The sequence below is a fragment of the Cupriavidus sp. L7L genome, assembly GCF_004353535.1.
Classification (GTDB): Bacteria; Pseudomonadota; Gammaproteobacteria; order Burkholderiales; family Burkholderiaceae; genus Cupriavidus; species Cupriavidus oxalaticus_A.
The window spans coordinates 67847-83998 of the sequence record NZ_SMNY01000040.1; the positions used below are offsets into that span (position 1 = coordinate 67847).

General features: G+C 69.8%; 11 protein-coding genes and 1 pseudogene. 4 read left to right on the plus strand and 8 right to left on the minus strand.

Annotated elements, in window-relative coordinates; all coding sequences use genetic code 11:
- Nucleotides 1-21 precede the first annotated feature (21 nt).
- Nucleotides 22-1440: an FAD-binding oxidoreductase gene (locus tag E1J61_RS29685; RefSeq protein ID WP_133097472.1), complete on the plus strand. Its 1419-nt coding sequence runs from the start codon at nucleotides 22-24 to the stop codon at nucleotides 1438-1440.
- Between the two features lie 18 nt (nucleotides 1441-1458).
- Here the strand turns inward: E1J61_RS29685 and E1J61_RS29690 are convergent, their stop codons facing one another.
- The 8 genes from E1J61_RS29690 to E1J61_RS29725 form a co-directional block, all read right to left on the minus strand.
- Nucleotides 1459-2325 (minus strand): N-formylglutamate amidohydrolase, encoded by an 867-nt coding sequence (locus E1J61_RS29690; RefSeq protein WP_133097473.1) that lies wholly within the window; start codon nucleotides 2323-2325, stop codon nucleotides 1459-1461.
- Between the two features lie 2 nt (nucleotides 2326-2327).
- Nucleotides 2328-3368, minus strand: a complete 1041-nt coding sequence (locus E1J61_RS29695; protein WP_133097474.1) for a porin — start codon at nucleotides 3366-3368, stop codon at nucleotides 2328-2330.
- Nucleotides 3369-3533: 165 nt separating this feature from the next.
- Entirely contained in the window at nucleotides 3534-4493 is a 960-nt protein-coding gene (locus tag E1J61_RS29700) for an ABC transporter ATP-binding protein (RefSeq protein WP_133097475.1), read from the minus strand.
- Nucleotides 4490-5458: an ABC transporter ATP-binding protein gene (locus E1J61_RS29705; RefSeq protein ID WP_133097476.1), complete on the minus strand. Its 969-nt coding sequence runs from the start codon at nucleotides 5456-5458 to the stop codon at nucleotides 4490-4492. The genes E1J61_RS29700 and E1J61_RS29705 overlap by 4 nt, the downstream gene beginning before the upstream one ends.
- 16 nt (nucleotides 5459-5474) lie before the next feature.
- On the minus strand, nucleotides 5475-6422 hold the full coding sequence (locus E1J61_RS29710) for an ABC transporter permease (RefSeq protein ID WP_133097477.1): 948 nt from the start codon (nucleotides 6420-6422) through the stop codon (nucleotides 5475-5477).
- Between the two features lie 55 nt (nucleotides 6423-6477).
- On the minus strand, nucleotides 6478-7449 hold the full coding sequence (locus E1J61_RS29715; protein WP_133097478.1) for an ABC transporter permease: 972 nt from the start codon (nucleotides 7447-7449) through the stop codon (nucleotides 6478-6480).
- 29 nt (nucleotides 7450-7478) lie between these two features.
- Nucleotides 7479-9113 carry an ABC transporter substrate-binding protein gene (locus E1J61_RS29720; RefSeq protein ID WP_133097479.1) on the minus strand — a complete coding sequence of 545 codons (1635 nt, stop codon included), beginning with the start codon at nucleotides 9111-9113 and terminating at the stop codon, nucleotides 7479-7481.
- Nucleotides 9114-9264: 151 nt separating this feature from the next.
- Nucleotides 9265-10023: an IclR family transcriptional regulator gene (locus E1J61_RS29725; protein WP_133097480.1), complete on the minus strand. Its 759-nt coding sequence runs from the start codon at nucleotides 10021-10023 to the stop codon at nucleotides 9265-9267.
- A gap of 203 nt (nucleotides 10024-10226) precedes the next feature.
- Between E1J61_RS29725 and E1J61_RS29730 the strand changes: the two genes are divergently transcribed.
- The 3 genes and pseudogenes from E1J61_RS29730 (at nucleotide 10227) to E1J61_RS29745 (ending at nucleotide 16116) form a co-directional block, all read left to right on the plus strand.
- On the plus strand, nucleotides 10227-11780 hold the full coding sequence (locus E1J61_RS29730) for a long-chain-fatty-acid--CoA ligase (protein ID WP_133097481.1): 1554 nt from the start codon (nucleotides 10227-10229) through the stop codon (nucleotides 11778-11780).
- A 330-nt stretch (nucleotides 11781-12110) separates the two neighbouring features.
- A pseudogene (locus tag E1J61_RS29735) lies at nucleotides 12111-12941 on the plus strand (CaiB/BaiF CoA transferase family protein); the annotation flags it as partial.
- Nucleotides 12942-13263: 322 nt separating this feature from the next.
- Nucleotides 13264-16116: a LuxR C-terminal-related transcriptional regulator gene (locus E1J61_RS29745; RefSeq protein WP_133097482.1), complete on the plus strand. Its 2853-nt coding sequence runs from the start codon at nucleotides 13264-13266 to the stop codon at nucleotides 16114-16116.
- Nucleotides 16117-16152: the final 36 nt, after the last annotated feature.

Consider the following 16152-nt stretch of genomic DNA (forward strand, 5'->3'; position numbering starts at 1 on the left):
CCACGGATCGATTTCCCGCCCATGACCTCGTCCCAAGATTCCTTACTCGCCCTGTGTCGCGCCGCGCTGGGCCCGCAGCACGTGCTGACCCAGGCCGCCGACAAGGCCCCCTACCTGACCGACTGGCGCAAGCGCTACAGCGGCGAGGCGCTGGCCGTGCTGCGCCCCGGCACCACCGAGGAAGTCGCGGCCGCGGTCCATGCCTGCCATGCGCACAAGGTCGCGGTGGTGCCGCAGGGCGGCAATACCGGCCTGTGCGGCGGCGCCACGCCGGCGGCCGGGCGCGATGCGGTGGTGCTGTCGCTGCAACGGCTCAACCGCATCCGCCAGGTCGATCCGCTCAACAACACCATCACCGTCGAAGCCGGCGTGGTGCTGCAGCACCTGCAGGACGTGGCGCGCGAGCACGGCCGGCTGTTTCCGCTGAGCCTGGCGGCCGAGGGCAGCTGCACCATTGGCGGCAACCTGTCAACCAATGCCGGCGGCACCGCAGTGCTGCGCTATGGCAATACGCGCGAGCTGTGCCTGGGGCTGGAGGTGGTGACGCCGACGGGCGACACCTGGCATGGCCTGCGCGGCCTGCGCAAGGACAACACCGGCTATGACCTGCGCGACCTGTATATCGGCGCCGAAGGCACGCTCGGCATCATCACCGCCGCCGTGATGAAGCTGTTCCCGCTGCCGCGCGCCTCGGTCACCGCGCTGGCCGCGGTGCAGAGCCCGCGCGCCGCGCTGGCGCTGCTGGCGATCGCGCAGTCGCATGCGGGTGCGATGCTGACCGGCTTCGAGCTGATGTCGGCGCGCTGCATGGCGCTGGTGACGCAGCACTACCCCCAGCTGCGCTACCCGTTCGCCGACATCCACCCGCAGCTGGTGCTGATGGAGCTGTCCGACAGCGAGGGCGAAGCCCACGCGCGCGGCATCTTCGAAACGCTGATGAACGCCGCCTTCGACGCCGGCGTGGTGCTTGACGCCGTGGTGGCCGAGTCGGTGCAGCAGTCGCGCGATTTCTGGAACCTGCGCGAGCATATCCCGCTGGCGCAGGTCGAGGACGGCAAGAACATCAAGCACGATATCGCCGTGCCGGTCTCGCGCGTGGCGGACTTCATCGAGACCACCGACGCGCTGGTGCAGAACGCCTTCCCCGGCGCGCGCATGGTGACCTTCGGCCACCTTGGCGATGGCAACCTGCACTACAACGTATCGCCGCCGGAAGGCGTCGACCATGACGCCTTCCTGGCCAACCAGGACCAGGTCAACCGCATCGTGCACGACAGCGTGCGCTCGCACTGCGGCTCGATCTCCGCCGAGCATGGCGTGGGCCAGCTCAAGCGCGAAGAACTGCAGCACTACAAGAGCGAGGTCGAGCTGGCGCTGATGCGCGCGATCAAGGGCGCGCTCGACCCGCTGGGGCTGATGAACCCGGGCAAGGTACTCTGAGCACGCTCACGCGCTCACTTACGCGCCGCGCGCCAGCTCCGCGCGGATATGGTCCGCAACGCGCTCGAGCAGCTGGTCGAGATGGCCGCGCAGCCGGGCAAACCCGTCATGCGGCACGAAGCGCGCCTCGTCCAGGTACAGCGCGCGGTTGATCTCGATCTGCAGGCTGTAGCGCCCGCGCGCCGGGTCCGAGTACGCCGTCACCAGTTCCGCGCCCTTGTACGGCCAGTTGATGCCGACCTGGTAGCCAAAGCCGCGCAGGCATTGCCCCACCAGTTCGACAAACGCCTCAGGGCAAGTCGTGCCGTCGCGGTTGCTGAGGACGAAGTCCGGCCGCTCGGAGCCGTGGTCCACGTTCATGGCATTGCCGCGCGACTTCATCGAATGGCAGTCGAGATGCCACACCGCGCCGAAGCGCGCATGGTGCCCCGCCATCGCGCGGGCAAGCGCGGCATGGTAGGGATCGTAGTAGGCCTTCAGCAGTTGCTCGGCCATGGCAGGCGTCAGCGGCGCGCCGTAGACCGGTACGCCCGGCAGCGCCAGCCGGCGCAGCACGCCCATGCCGCGGCAGGCCTTGTCGCTGGGCCGCAGCGCGAACGGCATGGCACCGTCGACCAGCGCCGGGTCGATATCGTCGCGGGCGCGGTTCACGTCCACCAGCCAGCGCGGAAAATCCGCGCACAGCAGCGTGCCGCCCACCGCCGGCGCATGCGCGAACAACTCGTCGACATAGGCATCCCAGCCCGTCAGCAGGGCTTCGGGCGGAGCGGCCAGCGGCAGCGAGGACGGCAAGCCGCCGGCTCGGGCCTGCCCGCTGTGCGGGGAATCGACCACCAGCGGCAACGCCGCGCCAGCCGGTTCGATCAGCGTATAAGGAAGCGTCATACTCAAAATTTGTGCTGGATGCCGATGCCGGCCGTGGTCACGGTATCACCGGCCCTGTGCGAGTTCGGGTCCTCGCGGTCGAAGAAGACATAAGGCATGGTGCGCTTGCTCAGGCGGTAGCCATAGGCGGCCTGGACCTTTATCAGCCGGCCCTGGGGGTCGCGCTGCACCGCGCGCACCATGTAGTTGACGGTCACGCTGTGCGCGCCGTACGGCACGGTGAAGCCGACCAGCCAGTACGGCACGTCGGTGCGCGTGGTGGCGGTGCCGACGTAGCGGTCGCGCCCGTAGAGCCCATACACGTTGACCACGGTGAAGTCATAAGACGCCACCGCCTGCACCTTGTCGCGGAAGTCGTTGGCGACCAGCCCGCCGGTCTTGGCATCGCGCGAATAGCCCAGGCCCGCGGCAAAGTTGCCGGCCGCATAGTTCAGGCCAATGTCGTACTGGCGGAAATCGTCTTCCGCCTTCACCGGCGAGCTGATGTTGGGCGTGGCCGGATCGGGGCCTGCCAGGTTCACGCGCGCCCGCACGGAAAAACCGCCAAAGGTGGGGGTCATGTAGCCCAGGGCATTGGACACGCGGTTGCGCGCATTCAGCACCCTGGTGCCGATCGCAGTGGCGCCGGCGTCGTGGATGGCAAAGTCCACGTTCTGCGTCACCTGCGAATAGATCGGCGAGCCGACGATGGTCGCCGAATCCAGCCGTCCCAGCGCAAACGCGCCAAAGCCGCCCTGCAGCCCGACAAAGGCATTGCGGAACTGCGGGTTGGTGGCCATGCCGCTGTCGGCGGAGAAGCCCTGCTCCAGGCCGAACGCGGCGCTCATGCCGCCGCCAAGCTGTTCGCTGCCGCGCATGCCCCAGCGCGAGGCGTTGTCGACCATCTGCGTGGCCGGGCCGTCCGGTCCCTTCTGGTATTCGATGTCGGTATCGATGCGGCCGTACAGCGTCACCGATGCGTCGGCCGCAGCCGACAGCAGCGCCAGCGCGCTGCCAATGCAGGCATGGCGGACTTGCCGCCGATATGGTCTGGCTTGGTTCATGGCTCTTCTCCCTTTCCTTGGTTGGCGATGCATGACTTCCCCCGTTGGATCTCCCGTCTGCCGTGGTCTTGTTCCTGCGCGCGGCGCGAACGCTCCCCCGCCGTCCCGCCATGGCAGGACGGCAGCGCAACTCCGGGAGGCAGGCGTGCCGCGCGCGGCGGCTAGCTAGTCATTCAGGTGGCAGGCGGACAGGCGACCGCCGATATCGCGCAGCAGCGGCACGTCGGCGGCGCAGCGTGCGCTGGCATGCGGGCAGCGCGGATGGAAGGCGCAACCGGCCGGCGGCGCCAGCGGGCTGGGCAACTCGCCGCGGATCGGCTGGTGGCTGGCGGTGCCGCCGCCCAGCCGCGGCGCATCGGCCAGCAGCGCGCGGGTATAGGGATGGTTGGGCGCGGCGAACACCGAGCGGGCATCGCCGCTCTCGACCACACGGCCCAGGTACATGATCGCGACCCGGTCGGACATGTGCTCCACCACCGCCAGGTTGTGGCTGATAAAGACGTAGGTCAGCCCATGCTCGCGCCGCAGCTGCATGAACAGGTTGATGATCTGCGCCTGCACCGAGACATCGAGCGCGGACACGGCTTCATCGCAGATCAGCAGTCGCGGGCGCAGTGCCAGCGCGCGGGCAATCGCCACGCGCTGGCGCTGGCCGCCGGAGAACTCGTGCGGATAGCGCTCGGCGTAGCTGGGGTCGAGGCCGACCTGCTGCAGCAGCTCGCCAGCCAGCTCGGCAGCCCGCGCGCGGCTGACCATGCGGTGGTAGACCGCGCCCTCGGTAATGGCCCGGCCGATGCGCAGCCTGGGATTGAGCGAGGCATAGGGATTCTGGAACACCATCTGCACCGCGCGGCGATAGCCGGCCGATGCGACATCCGCGGGCCGCCCTTCCCACGCGATCTCGCCGCCGCTCTGCGGCAGCAGCCCGGCGAGCATGCGGCCCAGCGTGGACTTGCCGCACCCGGACTCGCCGACCACGCCCAGCACCTCGCCCTTGCGCACCTGCAACGAGACCTCGTTGACGGCATGCACCGCCTGCACCGGTTTGCCGGCCATGCGGCCCAGCAGGCCGGGCCTCATTGAAAAGCGTTTCTGCAGCTGACGGGTTTCAAGCAGCACGGTCATGCCGACTCCAATGGATAGAAACAGCGAAGCGTGCGGCCGCGCACCGGGGTTGCCGCGGGCGGCTGGCTGCAGGCCTCGCGCACGCGCGGGCAGCGCGGCGCGAAGGCGCATCCCGGCGGCAGCGCCGCCAATGCCGGGGCGGCCCCGGGAATCGCGCGCAGCGTGGCGCCGCGCATTTGAGGCGTCGGCAAAGAGTCGAGCAGCCCGCGCGTGTACGGGTGCAGCGGCCGCGCGATCAGCTCGGCCACCGGCCCCTGCTCCACCACCCTGCCGGCGTACATCACGCAGACACGATCGACAAGGTCTTTGACCACGGCCAGGTCATGGCTGATCCAGATCGCGGCGGCGCCGGTCTCGCGCACCAGCTGCTTCATCTCGTACAGGATCTGCGCCTGGATGGTGACGTCCAGCGCCGTGGTGGGCTCGTCGGCAATGATCAGGTCGGGCCGGTTGATCAGCGCATTGGCGATCGCCACGCGCTGCCGCATGCCGCCGGAGAGCTCGTGCGGATAGGCACGCATGCGCTCCTGCGGCGCCGGGATGCCCACGCGCGCCAGCGCATCGACTGCCTGCGCATGCGCCTGCGCGCGGGTGCGGCGGTGGTGCACCCGCACGGTCTCGACCAGCTGGTCGCCGACGCGCATCACCGGGTTCAGCGACATCATCGGATCCTGGAACACCATCGCGATGCGATCGCCGCGCAGGGCCTGCCACTGGCGGGGCGAGCACGACAGCAACTCCTGCCCCTTGAAGCGGACCGAACCGCCACTGACGCGCCCGGGCGGGTCCAGCAGGTTCATCAGCGAGAACGCCGTCACCGACTTGCCCGAACCGGACTCGCCGACGATGCCGAGGATCTCGCCCGGCTCCAGCGTGAACGAGACATCGTCGACGGCCTTCAATGCCTTGCGGCCGCTGCCCAATGCAAAGCTGGTGCTCAGCCCGGAGACTTCCAGTAGTGCCATGTGTGTCTCCGTGGCCTCAGCCGTTCAGCCGCGGGTTCAGCACGCGGCGCAGGCGGTCGCCCACCAGGTTGATCGAGCCGATCAGCAGCACCAGGGCCACGCCCGGGAAGATGCTGATCCAGTACTTGTTCGACAGCATGTACTCGAAGCCGTTGGCGATCAGCATGCCGAGCGACGGTTGCGTGCGCGGCAGGCCGATGCCGAGGAAACTCATGGTCGCCTCCAGCGTGATCGCGTGCGCGATTTGCAGCGTGCCGGTCACCACCAGCGGCGCCATGCAGTTGGGAAGGATGTGCCGGAACATCACGCGCAGCGCCGGCAGCCCCTGGCCCAGCGCCGCCTCGACATACTCCTTGCGCCGCTCCACCTGCGCCGCGCCGCGCACCGTGCGCGCAAAGTAGGCCCACTGCACGATCACCAGCGCCAGCAGCGTCTTGTCCACGCCCTGCCCCAGCACGGCCAGCAGGATCAGCGCCACCAGCACCGCCGGCAGGCTCAGCTGCAGGTCGACGATGCGCATGATCGCGGCATCGACCACGCCGCCGAAGTAAGCCGCCGCAAGACCAACGGCACTGCCGACCATCAGCGCCACCACCGCGCTGATCACGCCGACGCCCACGCTGATGCGGATGCCATAGAAGATCGCGCTGACCAGGTCGCGGCCGGCGCCGTCGGTGCCGAGCCAGTAGTGCACGTTGCCTTCGTAGCCGGCGCTGCCGGGCGGCAGCTCGGAGTCGATGACGGACACCGTGGCCAGGTCGTACGGGTTCTGCGGGCTGATGACATGGGCCAGCGCGGCGATCAGCAGCAGTACTGCAAGCAGCGCCAGTGCCGCCGCCGCGACGCGGTTGGCGACGAAGCGCCGCAGCAGCGAGGGCCGCGCGGTTGGCAGCGGCGCTGCAGGCGCGGCGCTTGCCGCGAGCGCCGGCATGGCGGTGTCAGGTTGGGATGCAGGCAGGGACATCGATAGGTTCTCGTTCGTTTTCTATGGCTTCTGTTGGGCGTGGATGCAGCCGGGCTCAGGCCGCCTTGTGGCGCAGTCGCGGATCGAGCACCACGTAGAGCAGGTCGACCACCAGGTTCAGCACCACGAACAGCACCAGCGTGACCAGCAGGTAAGCCACCACCACCGGGCGGTCCAGCGCCAGCACCGAATCGATGATCAGCTTGCCCATGCCCGGCCACGAGAACACCGACTCGGTCACCACCGAGAAGGCGATCAGGTGGCCGAATTCCAGCCCGACCACGGTGACGATCGGGATCAGCACATTGGGCACCACGTGGCGCAGCACCAGCCGCGCGCCGCCCACGCCCTTGGCGCGGGCAAACTTGATGTACTCCTGCCCCGCCACTTCGCGCGTGCCGGCTTCGGCCAGCCGCGCCACCAGCGAGATCTTGAACAGCGACAGCGTCAGCGCCGGCAGCAGCAGGAAGCGGATCCCCTCCCAGCTGGTCACCGACAGCGGCATGCCGAGCACGCTGGTGGCCGGACCGCGCCCGCCCGAGGGCAGCCAGCCAAGGTTCACCGAGAACACCAGGATGCCGATCATCCCGACCCAGAACGTCGGCATGATCACGCCGCCCAGCGAGCCTGCCATCAGCGCGCGCGCCAGCCGGCTGTCCGGTTTGAGCCCGGCGAACACGCCGATCGGGATGCCGATGCCCAGCGACAGCAGCAGCGCGGTCACGGCCAGTTCCAGCGTGGCCGGCACGCGGCTGACGATCAGCTCGATCGCGGGACGGTTGTAGATGAAGGATTCGCCCAGGTCGCCGCGTAGCGCGCCCTGCATGAAGCGCAGGTATTGCTGCGGCACCGGCAGGTCCAGCCCGAGCGCGTGGCGCGCGTCGGCGGTTTCCTGCTCGGTGGCGGTGGGGCTGACCAGCAAGTGCACCGGGTCGCCGATCAGGTTGACGGCGCAGAAGGTCAGCACCGACATCAGCCACAGCACGACGAGGCTTTGCAGCAGCCGCTTCAGGAGGGTTTCGAGCATAGCGATCAGGACAGGAAGCGGTGGATCGGTCAGGGTTGCGCCGCAGGCGTCGCTGCAGGCGCAGCGGGGCGGATGTTGCCGGCGTAGGTAAAGCCGTCGGCGCGCGGCTTTACTTCCAGCCCGGCGCGATACGCCCAGGCGGCGCGCAGGTGGTGCAGCGGCACGATGCCGGCGTCGGCAGCCAGCAGTTCAGCGGCCCGGCGCTGCAACTGCTCGCGCGGCGCCGGCGCCATGGTGCGCATGGAGTTTTCCACCAGCGCGTCCAGTTCGCGATTGGCATAACCGCTGCGGTTGTTCGCACCCAGGCCGGCGGCCTTGTCCTGCGCATGCGCCACCGCCACCAGCGGTTCCAGCGAATCGCCGCTGACCGCGCCGATGCCGAGCAGGAAGGCGCTGAATTCCGGCTTGCCACCCTCGCCGCCGGAGGTGGCGCGAGTGATGTAGACCGAGTACGGCAACGTGCGCACCTCGGTGCGGATGCCCGCGCGGGTCAGCATCTGGCCCACCGCCTCGCAGGTCTTGGCGTCGTTCAGGTAGCGGTCGCTCGGGCAATGCAGCGTCAGGCGGAAGCCGTCGGGATAGCCGGCCGCGATGAGCAGCCGGCGCACCTCCGCGGTATCGGCACGCGGCGCCGCCACGGCCGGGGCAAAGCCGAAGAAGCCTGCCGGCACCATCTGCCCGGCGGGCACCGAATCCCCTTTGGTCACGCGCGCCGCGATCAGGTCGCGGTCGATCGCGACGCTGATGGCCTGGCGCACGCGCACGTCGCGCAACGGGTTGGCGGGCAGCGGCCGGCCGGCGGCATCCTGCACATAGGGCGAGACTGCCCGCCCCTGGTCGAGCTGCAGGTAGTTCAGCATGTACGAGGTTGCCGCCACCGTGCGGATGCGGCCGTTAGTGCGCGCGAAGGCTTCGGCAATGCTGGCCGACGAGGCATCGATCACGTCCACCAGCCCCGACAGCAGCGCCGACGCGCGCGCCGGCTCCTTGGGGATGAACTGGAACACCACCCGGTCCCACGGCTGCGCGCCGCCCCAGTAGCCGGGATTGCGCGCCAGCGTCAGCTGCTGGCCGTGTTCCCACGCCACCAACCGGTACGGGCCGGTGCCGATGCTCGCCTGGCCATGGGCGAAGTCCGCCTCGCGCACGCCCTGCCCCAGGCCGTGCGGCAGCATCGCCACCATGCCGATGTTCTGCGGCAACACCGGGTTGGGCGTGCGGGTGCGTACGCGCAGCGTCAGCGGGCCCGTGGCCTCGACCGCCTCGACCGACTTCAGGTAGGTGCGGAAGGTACGCGCGCCGGACAGCTTGCGCGCGCGCTCGATCGAATAGCGCGCATCCTTCGCGGTGAACGGCGCGCCATTGCTGAACTTCACCCCCGGGCGCAGCTGGAATTCCCAGTTGTGGTCGTCCAGCTGGCGCCAGCTGGTGGCCAGCAGCGACACCGGGCGCAAGGCGTTGTCGAGGCCTACCAGGGTCTCGTACACGTGGCCCCACAGGTTGCGGCCGGCGGCGTCCAGCACATGCGGATCGGCAGCACTTACCTCGGCCTTGTAGCCGATGCGCAGGTCGGCGGCATGCGCGGGACGGATCCCGCCCGCCAGTGCGGACAGGGCAAAAGCAGCGGCCAGCGCGGCCCCGGGAAATCTCGTTGATCGAAACATTGTTTCATTTACCGATACGATGTGTCGGAGAATAAAACATTCGGTCGCCGCCAGTAACAAGGGTTTACCCGGTGAGACAAAGATAAGCACGCAAAAAAAAACGGCGCCGAAGCGCCGCTCATGACCGGACAACCGCTACGCGATCGCGGCGTCAGCCGCCGGCATATCCCAACGCGCGGGACAGCGCCGCGGCCTCTTCCACCACCATCGCGACATGCCTGGCCAGCGCCTCGGGCGTGGTGCGGCTGGCCGGACTGGCAATGCTCAGCGATGCCACCACCGCACCGCCGTGATCGCGCAACGGCGCCGCCGCCGACACCGCATCGGCATCGCGCTCGCCCAGCGACACGGCGTGCCCTGCTGCACGGATCGCCGCAAGCTCCTCGCGCAGCTGCTCCGCGGTGACGATGGTGCGCTCGGTAAAGCGCTGCAGGCTGTGCGCCGCCACGGCGTCGACCACCTCGGGCGCGGCGAACGCCAGCAGCAGCTTGCCCGAGGCCCCCACATGCAGCGGCCTCCGGTTGCCGACCTCGGTATGCACACGCACCGATTGCGACGATTCGTGCCGCGCCACGCAGACCGATTCCAGCCCGTCGCGCACGCGCACGATCACGTTCTCGCCGCACGCCGCGCCGATCGCCGCCAGCCGCGGCGCCACCACCTTGACCAGGTCGAACTGGTCGCGCGCGGCATTGCCCACCAGCAAGGCGTTGTAGCTGAGCTTGTAGACCGCGGCCGCGGGCTCGCGCGCGATCATGCCGCGATGCTCCAGCGTGGCCAGCAGGCGAAAGGCGCGGGCCTTGGTCAGCCCCGCGCGGCGGGCCAGCTCAGTCACCCCCAGCGAAGGATGCTCGGCCACCAGCATCAGCAGGCCCAGTGCCTCGTCCACCGCGTCAACGATGTATGTCATCAAGTCTTCTTACATGTATTCAGAAATGTCCCATCGCGGATTGTAGCGGCCGGCGCCATCAGCGGGGCGGCGCACGCTTCCGCCCGGCAAACACTGCCTTCGGCAGATCCGAATTCCATAATCGCCGGGCGTCGCACAATACAGCCAGCCCGGCCCTGACCACGCGCCGGCCCAAGGACAAGGAAGCAAGAACGGAGACAACGGTGTACCTGACCCGAGCCCTGCACCGCTCGCTGCAACAGCAGCCGGACGAAATCGTCACCATCTTCCGCGGCCGGCGCCGCAGCTACCGCGAGTTCTGCGCGCGTGTCGCGCGCCTGGCCAGCGCGCTGCAGGCGCTTGGCATGCGGCCGAACGACCGCGTCGGCATCCTGGCGCAGAACTCGGACCGCTACCTTGAGTTCGCCATGGCTGCGTGGTGGGGCGGCGGCGTGCTCAACCCGGTCAACGTGCGCTGGAGCGTGCCGGAGGTGGTCTACTCGCTCGATGACTGCGACACCGGCATCCTGGTGGTCGACGACCAGTTCCTGCCGATGGCCGAGGGCATTCGCACCGCGGTGCGGCGCGAACCGGTGCTGATCCATGCCGGCGACGGCGACGCGCCCGCCGGCATGCTGTCCTACGAGCGGCTGATCGACGAGGCCTCGCCGGTTCCGGACGCGCAGCGCGGCGGCGGCGACCTCGCCATCGTCATGTACACCGGCGGCACCACGGGCTTCCCCAAGGGCGTCATGCAGACCCACAGCTCGCTGTGGTGCGGCACCCTGCAGCGCATGGCCGACACCCCGCCGCTGAAGGGCGGCCGCGTGCTGCATACCAACCCGTTCTTCCATATCGCGGCGATCGCGCGCGTGCTGATGCAGTTCATCGCGGGCGAGACCCACGTGATCCTGCCGTCGTTCGAAGCGCGCGAGGTACTGGAAACCATCGAGCGCGAACGCATCACCGAGCTGGGCATGGTGCCGACCACCATCCAGATGCTGATCCACCACCCCGACTTCGCCAGGTTCGACCTTGGCAGCGTCCGGCGGCTGGGCTATGGCGCATCGCCTATCAGCGCCGCGGTGCTGGAACAGGCCATGGAAAAGCTGCCCGGCGTCGAGTTCGCGCACTCGTACGGCATGACCGAATCGATGATCGTCACCACCAACCCGCCCGGCAACCATGGCAGCGCGGCGCGCGCGCAGGGGCTGCACCTGTCGGCCGGGTGCGCCGGCATCGGCATCGAGGTGAAGATCGCCGACGCCGAAGGCAACGAAGTGCCGCGCGGTACCGTCGGCGAGATCCTGGTGCGCAGCGGCGGCGTCACGCCCGGCTACTGGAACCGCCCCGAAGACACCGCCCGCGCGCTGCGCGACGGCTGGCTGCATACCGGCGACGGCGCGTACATGAACGAGCAGGGCTATATCTTTATCGTCGACCGCATCAAGGACATGATCGTCAGCGGTGGCGAGAACGTCTATTCGGCCGAGGTCGAAAACGTCATCGGCCGCCATCCCGCGGTGGCAATGAGCGCGGTGATCGGGGTGCCGCACGAGAAATGGGGCGAGGCGGTGCATGCCGTAGTGGTGCTGAAGGCTGGCGCGCAAGCGACGGAAGACGAGATCCGCGAGCATTGCCGGGCGCATATCGCCGGCTACAAATGCCCGAAGAGCGTCGAGTTCCGCCAGGCGCTGCCGCTGTCCGGCGCCGGCAAGATCCTCAAGCGCGACCTGCGCGCGCCGCACTGGGAAGGCAAGGCGCGCGCGGTGAACTGAGCGTCGATGGCCGTGGGGGGAATATGCCGGACCGGCGCCGTCCGCCTGCGGCCGTCTCAGGCCATCTTCAAAAGCGCGCGCGCTCAGCCGCCGTGCGCACAAGCACGCGCTAACGCAGGCCGGTGGCGACGCGAATGAGTGTGAAGGGTGCCTGCCTTGCGTGCCTGGACATATAGGCGTGCGTTTGTGCGCTGCAAAAGCGCATCTCGCCCTCCTACCTGATACGGGTGGGTCCGCCGGCAACGGTCCTTTGCTCTACTTGCCGGCAGGCGGCAACGCGCCGGCGTGGGCCGCGCTCGCGCCGCCGCCACACCACAGGAGAGAGCCGACATGGGCGTACTGAGCGGAATCCGCGTACTCGAATTCGAAGCCATCGGGCCGGGCCCGTTCGGCGCAATGCTACTGGCCGACATGGGTGCCGACGTGATCCGCATCGACCGCCCCGAGGCCCCCGCCGACCTTGCCCCGAAGAAGGCCGGGGGCGCCCGCCGCATCGACATCACCGGCCGCGGCCGGCGCTCGGTCACGCTGGACCTGAAGCAGCCCGAGGCGCAGCGCGCCGCGCTGGCGCTGGTCGAGCGCGCCGACGTCGTGCTCGAAGGCTTCCGCCCCGGCACCATGGAACGCCTGGGCCTGGGGCCGGAGGTCGCGCTCGCGCACAACCCGAAGCTGGTCTACGGGCGCATGACCGGCTGGGGCCAGACCGGCCCGCTGGCGGACCGCGCCGGGCACGACCTCAACTACGTGGCGCTGTCCTGCGTGCCGTCGGGCATCGGACGCGCTGGCGCAGCGCCGGTGCCCCCGCTGAACCTGGTCGACGACTACGGTGGCGGCGGCATGCTGCTGGCGCTGGGCGTGGTCGCGGCGCTGCTCAACGTGCAGCGCGGCGGCAAGGGCCAGGTGGTCGACGCGGCCATGACCGAAGGCGCGGCGCAGCTGGGCGCGGTGTTCTGGGGCATGCTGGCCTCGGGCACATGGAAGGAGGCACGCAAGTCGAACGTGCTGGACGGCGGCGCGCCGTGGTACGACAGCTACCGGACCCGCGACGGCAAGTACTTTTCGATCGGCCCGGTGGAGCAGCGCTTCTATGCCGAGCTGCTGCAACGTCTCGGGCTCGCCTGGACGCACTGGCCATGGAGGCGGTCGGCAACAGCCCGGCCGAGTTCCGGCGCGAGTTCGACGCCACCGAGCCGGTGATCGCGCGCATGATCAAGACCAGCGGCGCCACCGCCGAATAGGCAGCGGAATAGGCAGAGCGGAATAGGCAGAGCGGAATAGGCAGCGGAATAGGCCTGGGGCGCTGCGCGCCACCAGGCTGGCATCTTGGCGGCGCGAGACCTCTATCGCCGGGCTGCGGCTTCTGCCATACAATCGCAGCAACAGCCGCCCCTTGCCCCGCCAGCGCTGGACACCCTGGCGCCTGCGAGCCGCCAGCGCCGCCACTTGCATCGGCTTGCCCAGGCTGCCCTATCCCGCCGCTCCGATGCCCAACTCGCCAGCCAACCCTCCGTCGCCACCCGGCAGCCAGCCCACCACGCTGCCCTCGCCGCCCTCGCCGCCATCCCGCCCGCAATCGCTGCGCAGCGCCGCGCGCGTGGTCGCGCGCGAACGGTTGCTGGCGCAGCTGACCGAGGCGCGCCGGCGGCGCTGCATCGTGCTGCAGGGGCCGGCCGGCTATGGCAAGACCGCGCTGCTGAGCGCCTGGCGCCTGGACCTGCTGGCGCTGGGCTTCGACAGGGCCGCGCTGGCGCTGGAACCCGCCGACGACGAGCGCCAGCGCTGGCTCGACCGCCTGCTCGCGTGCCTGGCCGAAATCAGTTCCGACATCACCCGCGAGGCCGTGCTGCTGGCCGAGCGCGCCACCGACGACGAAGCCGTGGAGCGCGCCATCGTGGCGCTGGTGCGCGGCATCGGCGCGCATTCGCGCGAAGTGACGCTGGTGCTGGACGACGTGCAGCACCTGGCCTCGGCGCGCGTGCTGCAGCCGCTGCAATGGCTGCTCGAATACGCCCCGCCCAACTTCCACTTGGTGCTCGCCACGCGCGCGGCGCTGCCGCTGTCGCTCGGGCGCCTGCGCGACCAGGGCCAGCTGCTGGAGCTGGACCAGCGCGACCTGCGCTTCACGCTGGCCGAATCGCAGCACTTCCTGCGGGCCCAGCTGGCCGAGATCAGCGCGCGCGATGCGCGCCTGCTGCACGAGCTGGCCGACGGCTGGGTCGCCGGCCTGCAGCTATTCGCCGCGCACTGGAAGCGCAAGAAGGCCAGCGCCAGCGGCGTGACCTTCGCCAGCGGCCTGGTGCAGGCCAACGTGCAGGACGCCGGTGCCTTTGCCGAATATTTCGAGCGCGAAGTCCTGTCGCGGCTGGCACCCGACGAAGCCGAGCTGCTGGTACGCGCGGCCGCATGCGAGCGCTTTACCGCATCGCTGTGCCAGGCGCTGGGCGAACAGGCGATGGGCGAGCACGAGGTGCTGGCCCTGCTGACACGGCTGGAGCAGGAAAACCTTTTCATCACCCCCACGCCCGGCCCCGAACGCGAAGCCTGGTACCGCCTGCACCCGCTGCTGCGCGAGACCCTGGCCGAACGCTTCCGCGCGCGCAGCGAGGCGCAGCAGCGCGCCATCCACGGCGCTGCCTGGCGCTGGTTCCGCGACCACCGCATGCTGGCCGAGGCCGTCCGCCACGCCGTGCTCGCCGGCGATGCCGGCACCGCAGCCGAACTGGTGGAACGCTATACCGACACGCTGATGGCGCGCGGCGAAGTGCGCAAGGCGCTTGGACTGCTGCGCCTGCTGCCCGCCAATGAGATCCAGGCGCGCCCGGAGCTGCGGCTGCTGGCGCTGCGCATGCAGATGCTCACGCGCGACCTCGATGGCTGTGCCGCCGGGGCCGACCGGCTCGAAGCCGATATCGGCCCCGCGCCTGGCAACGCCTCGCTGCGCTACCGGCTGGCGCTGCTGCGCTTCAGCCTGGTGCTGCTGCGCGACGACACCGCCGGCGCGCTGGCACTGCTGCCCGAAATCGAAGCCGCCCCGGCGGACATCGCGCTCTTCTACCTGGGCTCGCGCAATAACCTGCTGTCGCTGCTGTACATGCACCTTGGCGACTACGAGCGCGCGCGCGCCATCCACGCCGAAACGCCGCCGCTGCTGGTCGACGGCGTGCCGCTGCTGGGCACCGCCAGCGGCATGCTCAATGGCCGCTGCCTGATCGGCTTCAGCCATGCGATGGAAGGCAACGTGACGCAGGTCGAGCGCATCAGCCGCGACGTGCTGCGCGAAGTCGAACTGGTGGGGCACGGCGGCGCGGGCGCCGAGCCGGAGTACTTTGCCGCCGCGCTGCTGGGCGAAGTGCTGTACGAGCACAACGACCTGGACGCCGCGCGCAAGCTGCTCGAAGACCGCGTCGACGTGATGGAGCGCGTATCGATCCCGGATTCCGTGCTGCGCGTGCATACCGTGCTGGCCGCGGCGCACTGGATCATCGGCCACCGGCTCGATGCCTTCGCCCAGCTGGAGCGGCTGGAGGACTACGGCACGCAGCAGGGCCTGGACCGGCTGGTGGCCCAGAGCCTGTCCAACCAGGTCCGCCTGCACCTGGCCGGCGGTGACCTTGCCACAGCCGAAGCGGTGCTGGCGCGGCTCGACGCCATTGCCGTGCGCCACCGCGCCGCGCCGCGCGGCTTCCTCGACGCGATCCACATGGTGACCGAGCGCGCCCACGTGATGGCCAGCCTGGCGCATGACGATCTGCGCGCCGCCTGGATGCGGCTGGCACCGCTGATCGCCTATTGCGAGGGGCGCGGCTGGCAGCGCCACGTGGCGCAGCTGCACATGCTGGCCGCGGTGGTCGCCACGCGCCGCGGCGATCCGGCCGCCGCGCACGAACATGCGCTCGAAGGCCTGCGCCGCGGGCACCGGCTCGGGCTGATGCGCAGCCTGATCGACGCCTCCCCCGGCTCGATGCGGCAGGTTGACGACATCGCCGGCACCCCCGGGCTCGACCCGGTGCTGGCGTTCTACATCGAGCGGCTGCAGCAGGCCGTGCCGGAGCCGGCGCCGGCCGGCGTGGCGGCAGCCGGCGCAACCTCCGCGGGACTGGCAGAAGGCCGCACAGAAGAACTGAGCGAGCGCGAGGCCGACGTGGTGCGCCTGCTCGGCCAGGCGCTGCCCAACAAGAAGATCGCACGCACGCTGGGGCTGTCGCCGGAGACGGTGAAATGGCACCTGCGCAACATCTTCCGCAAGCTCGGCGTGAGCAGCCGCGACGAGGCCGTGGCGCGCGTGCGCGACCGCGAACTCGGCCAGGGCGGCCAGCCGCCCGACGGGGCGCGCTGACACCGCTCAGGCGCGTCCGAGGGCACTCTCCCGCCC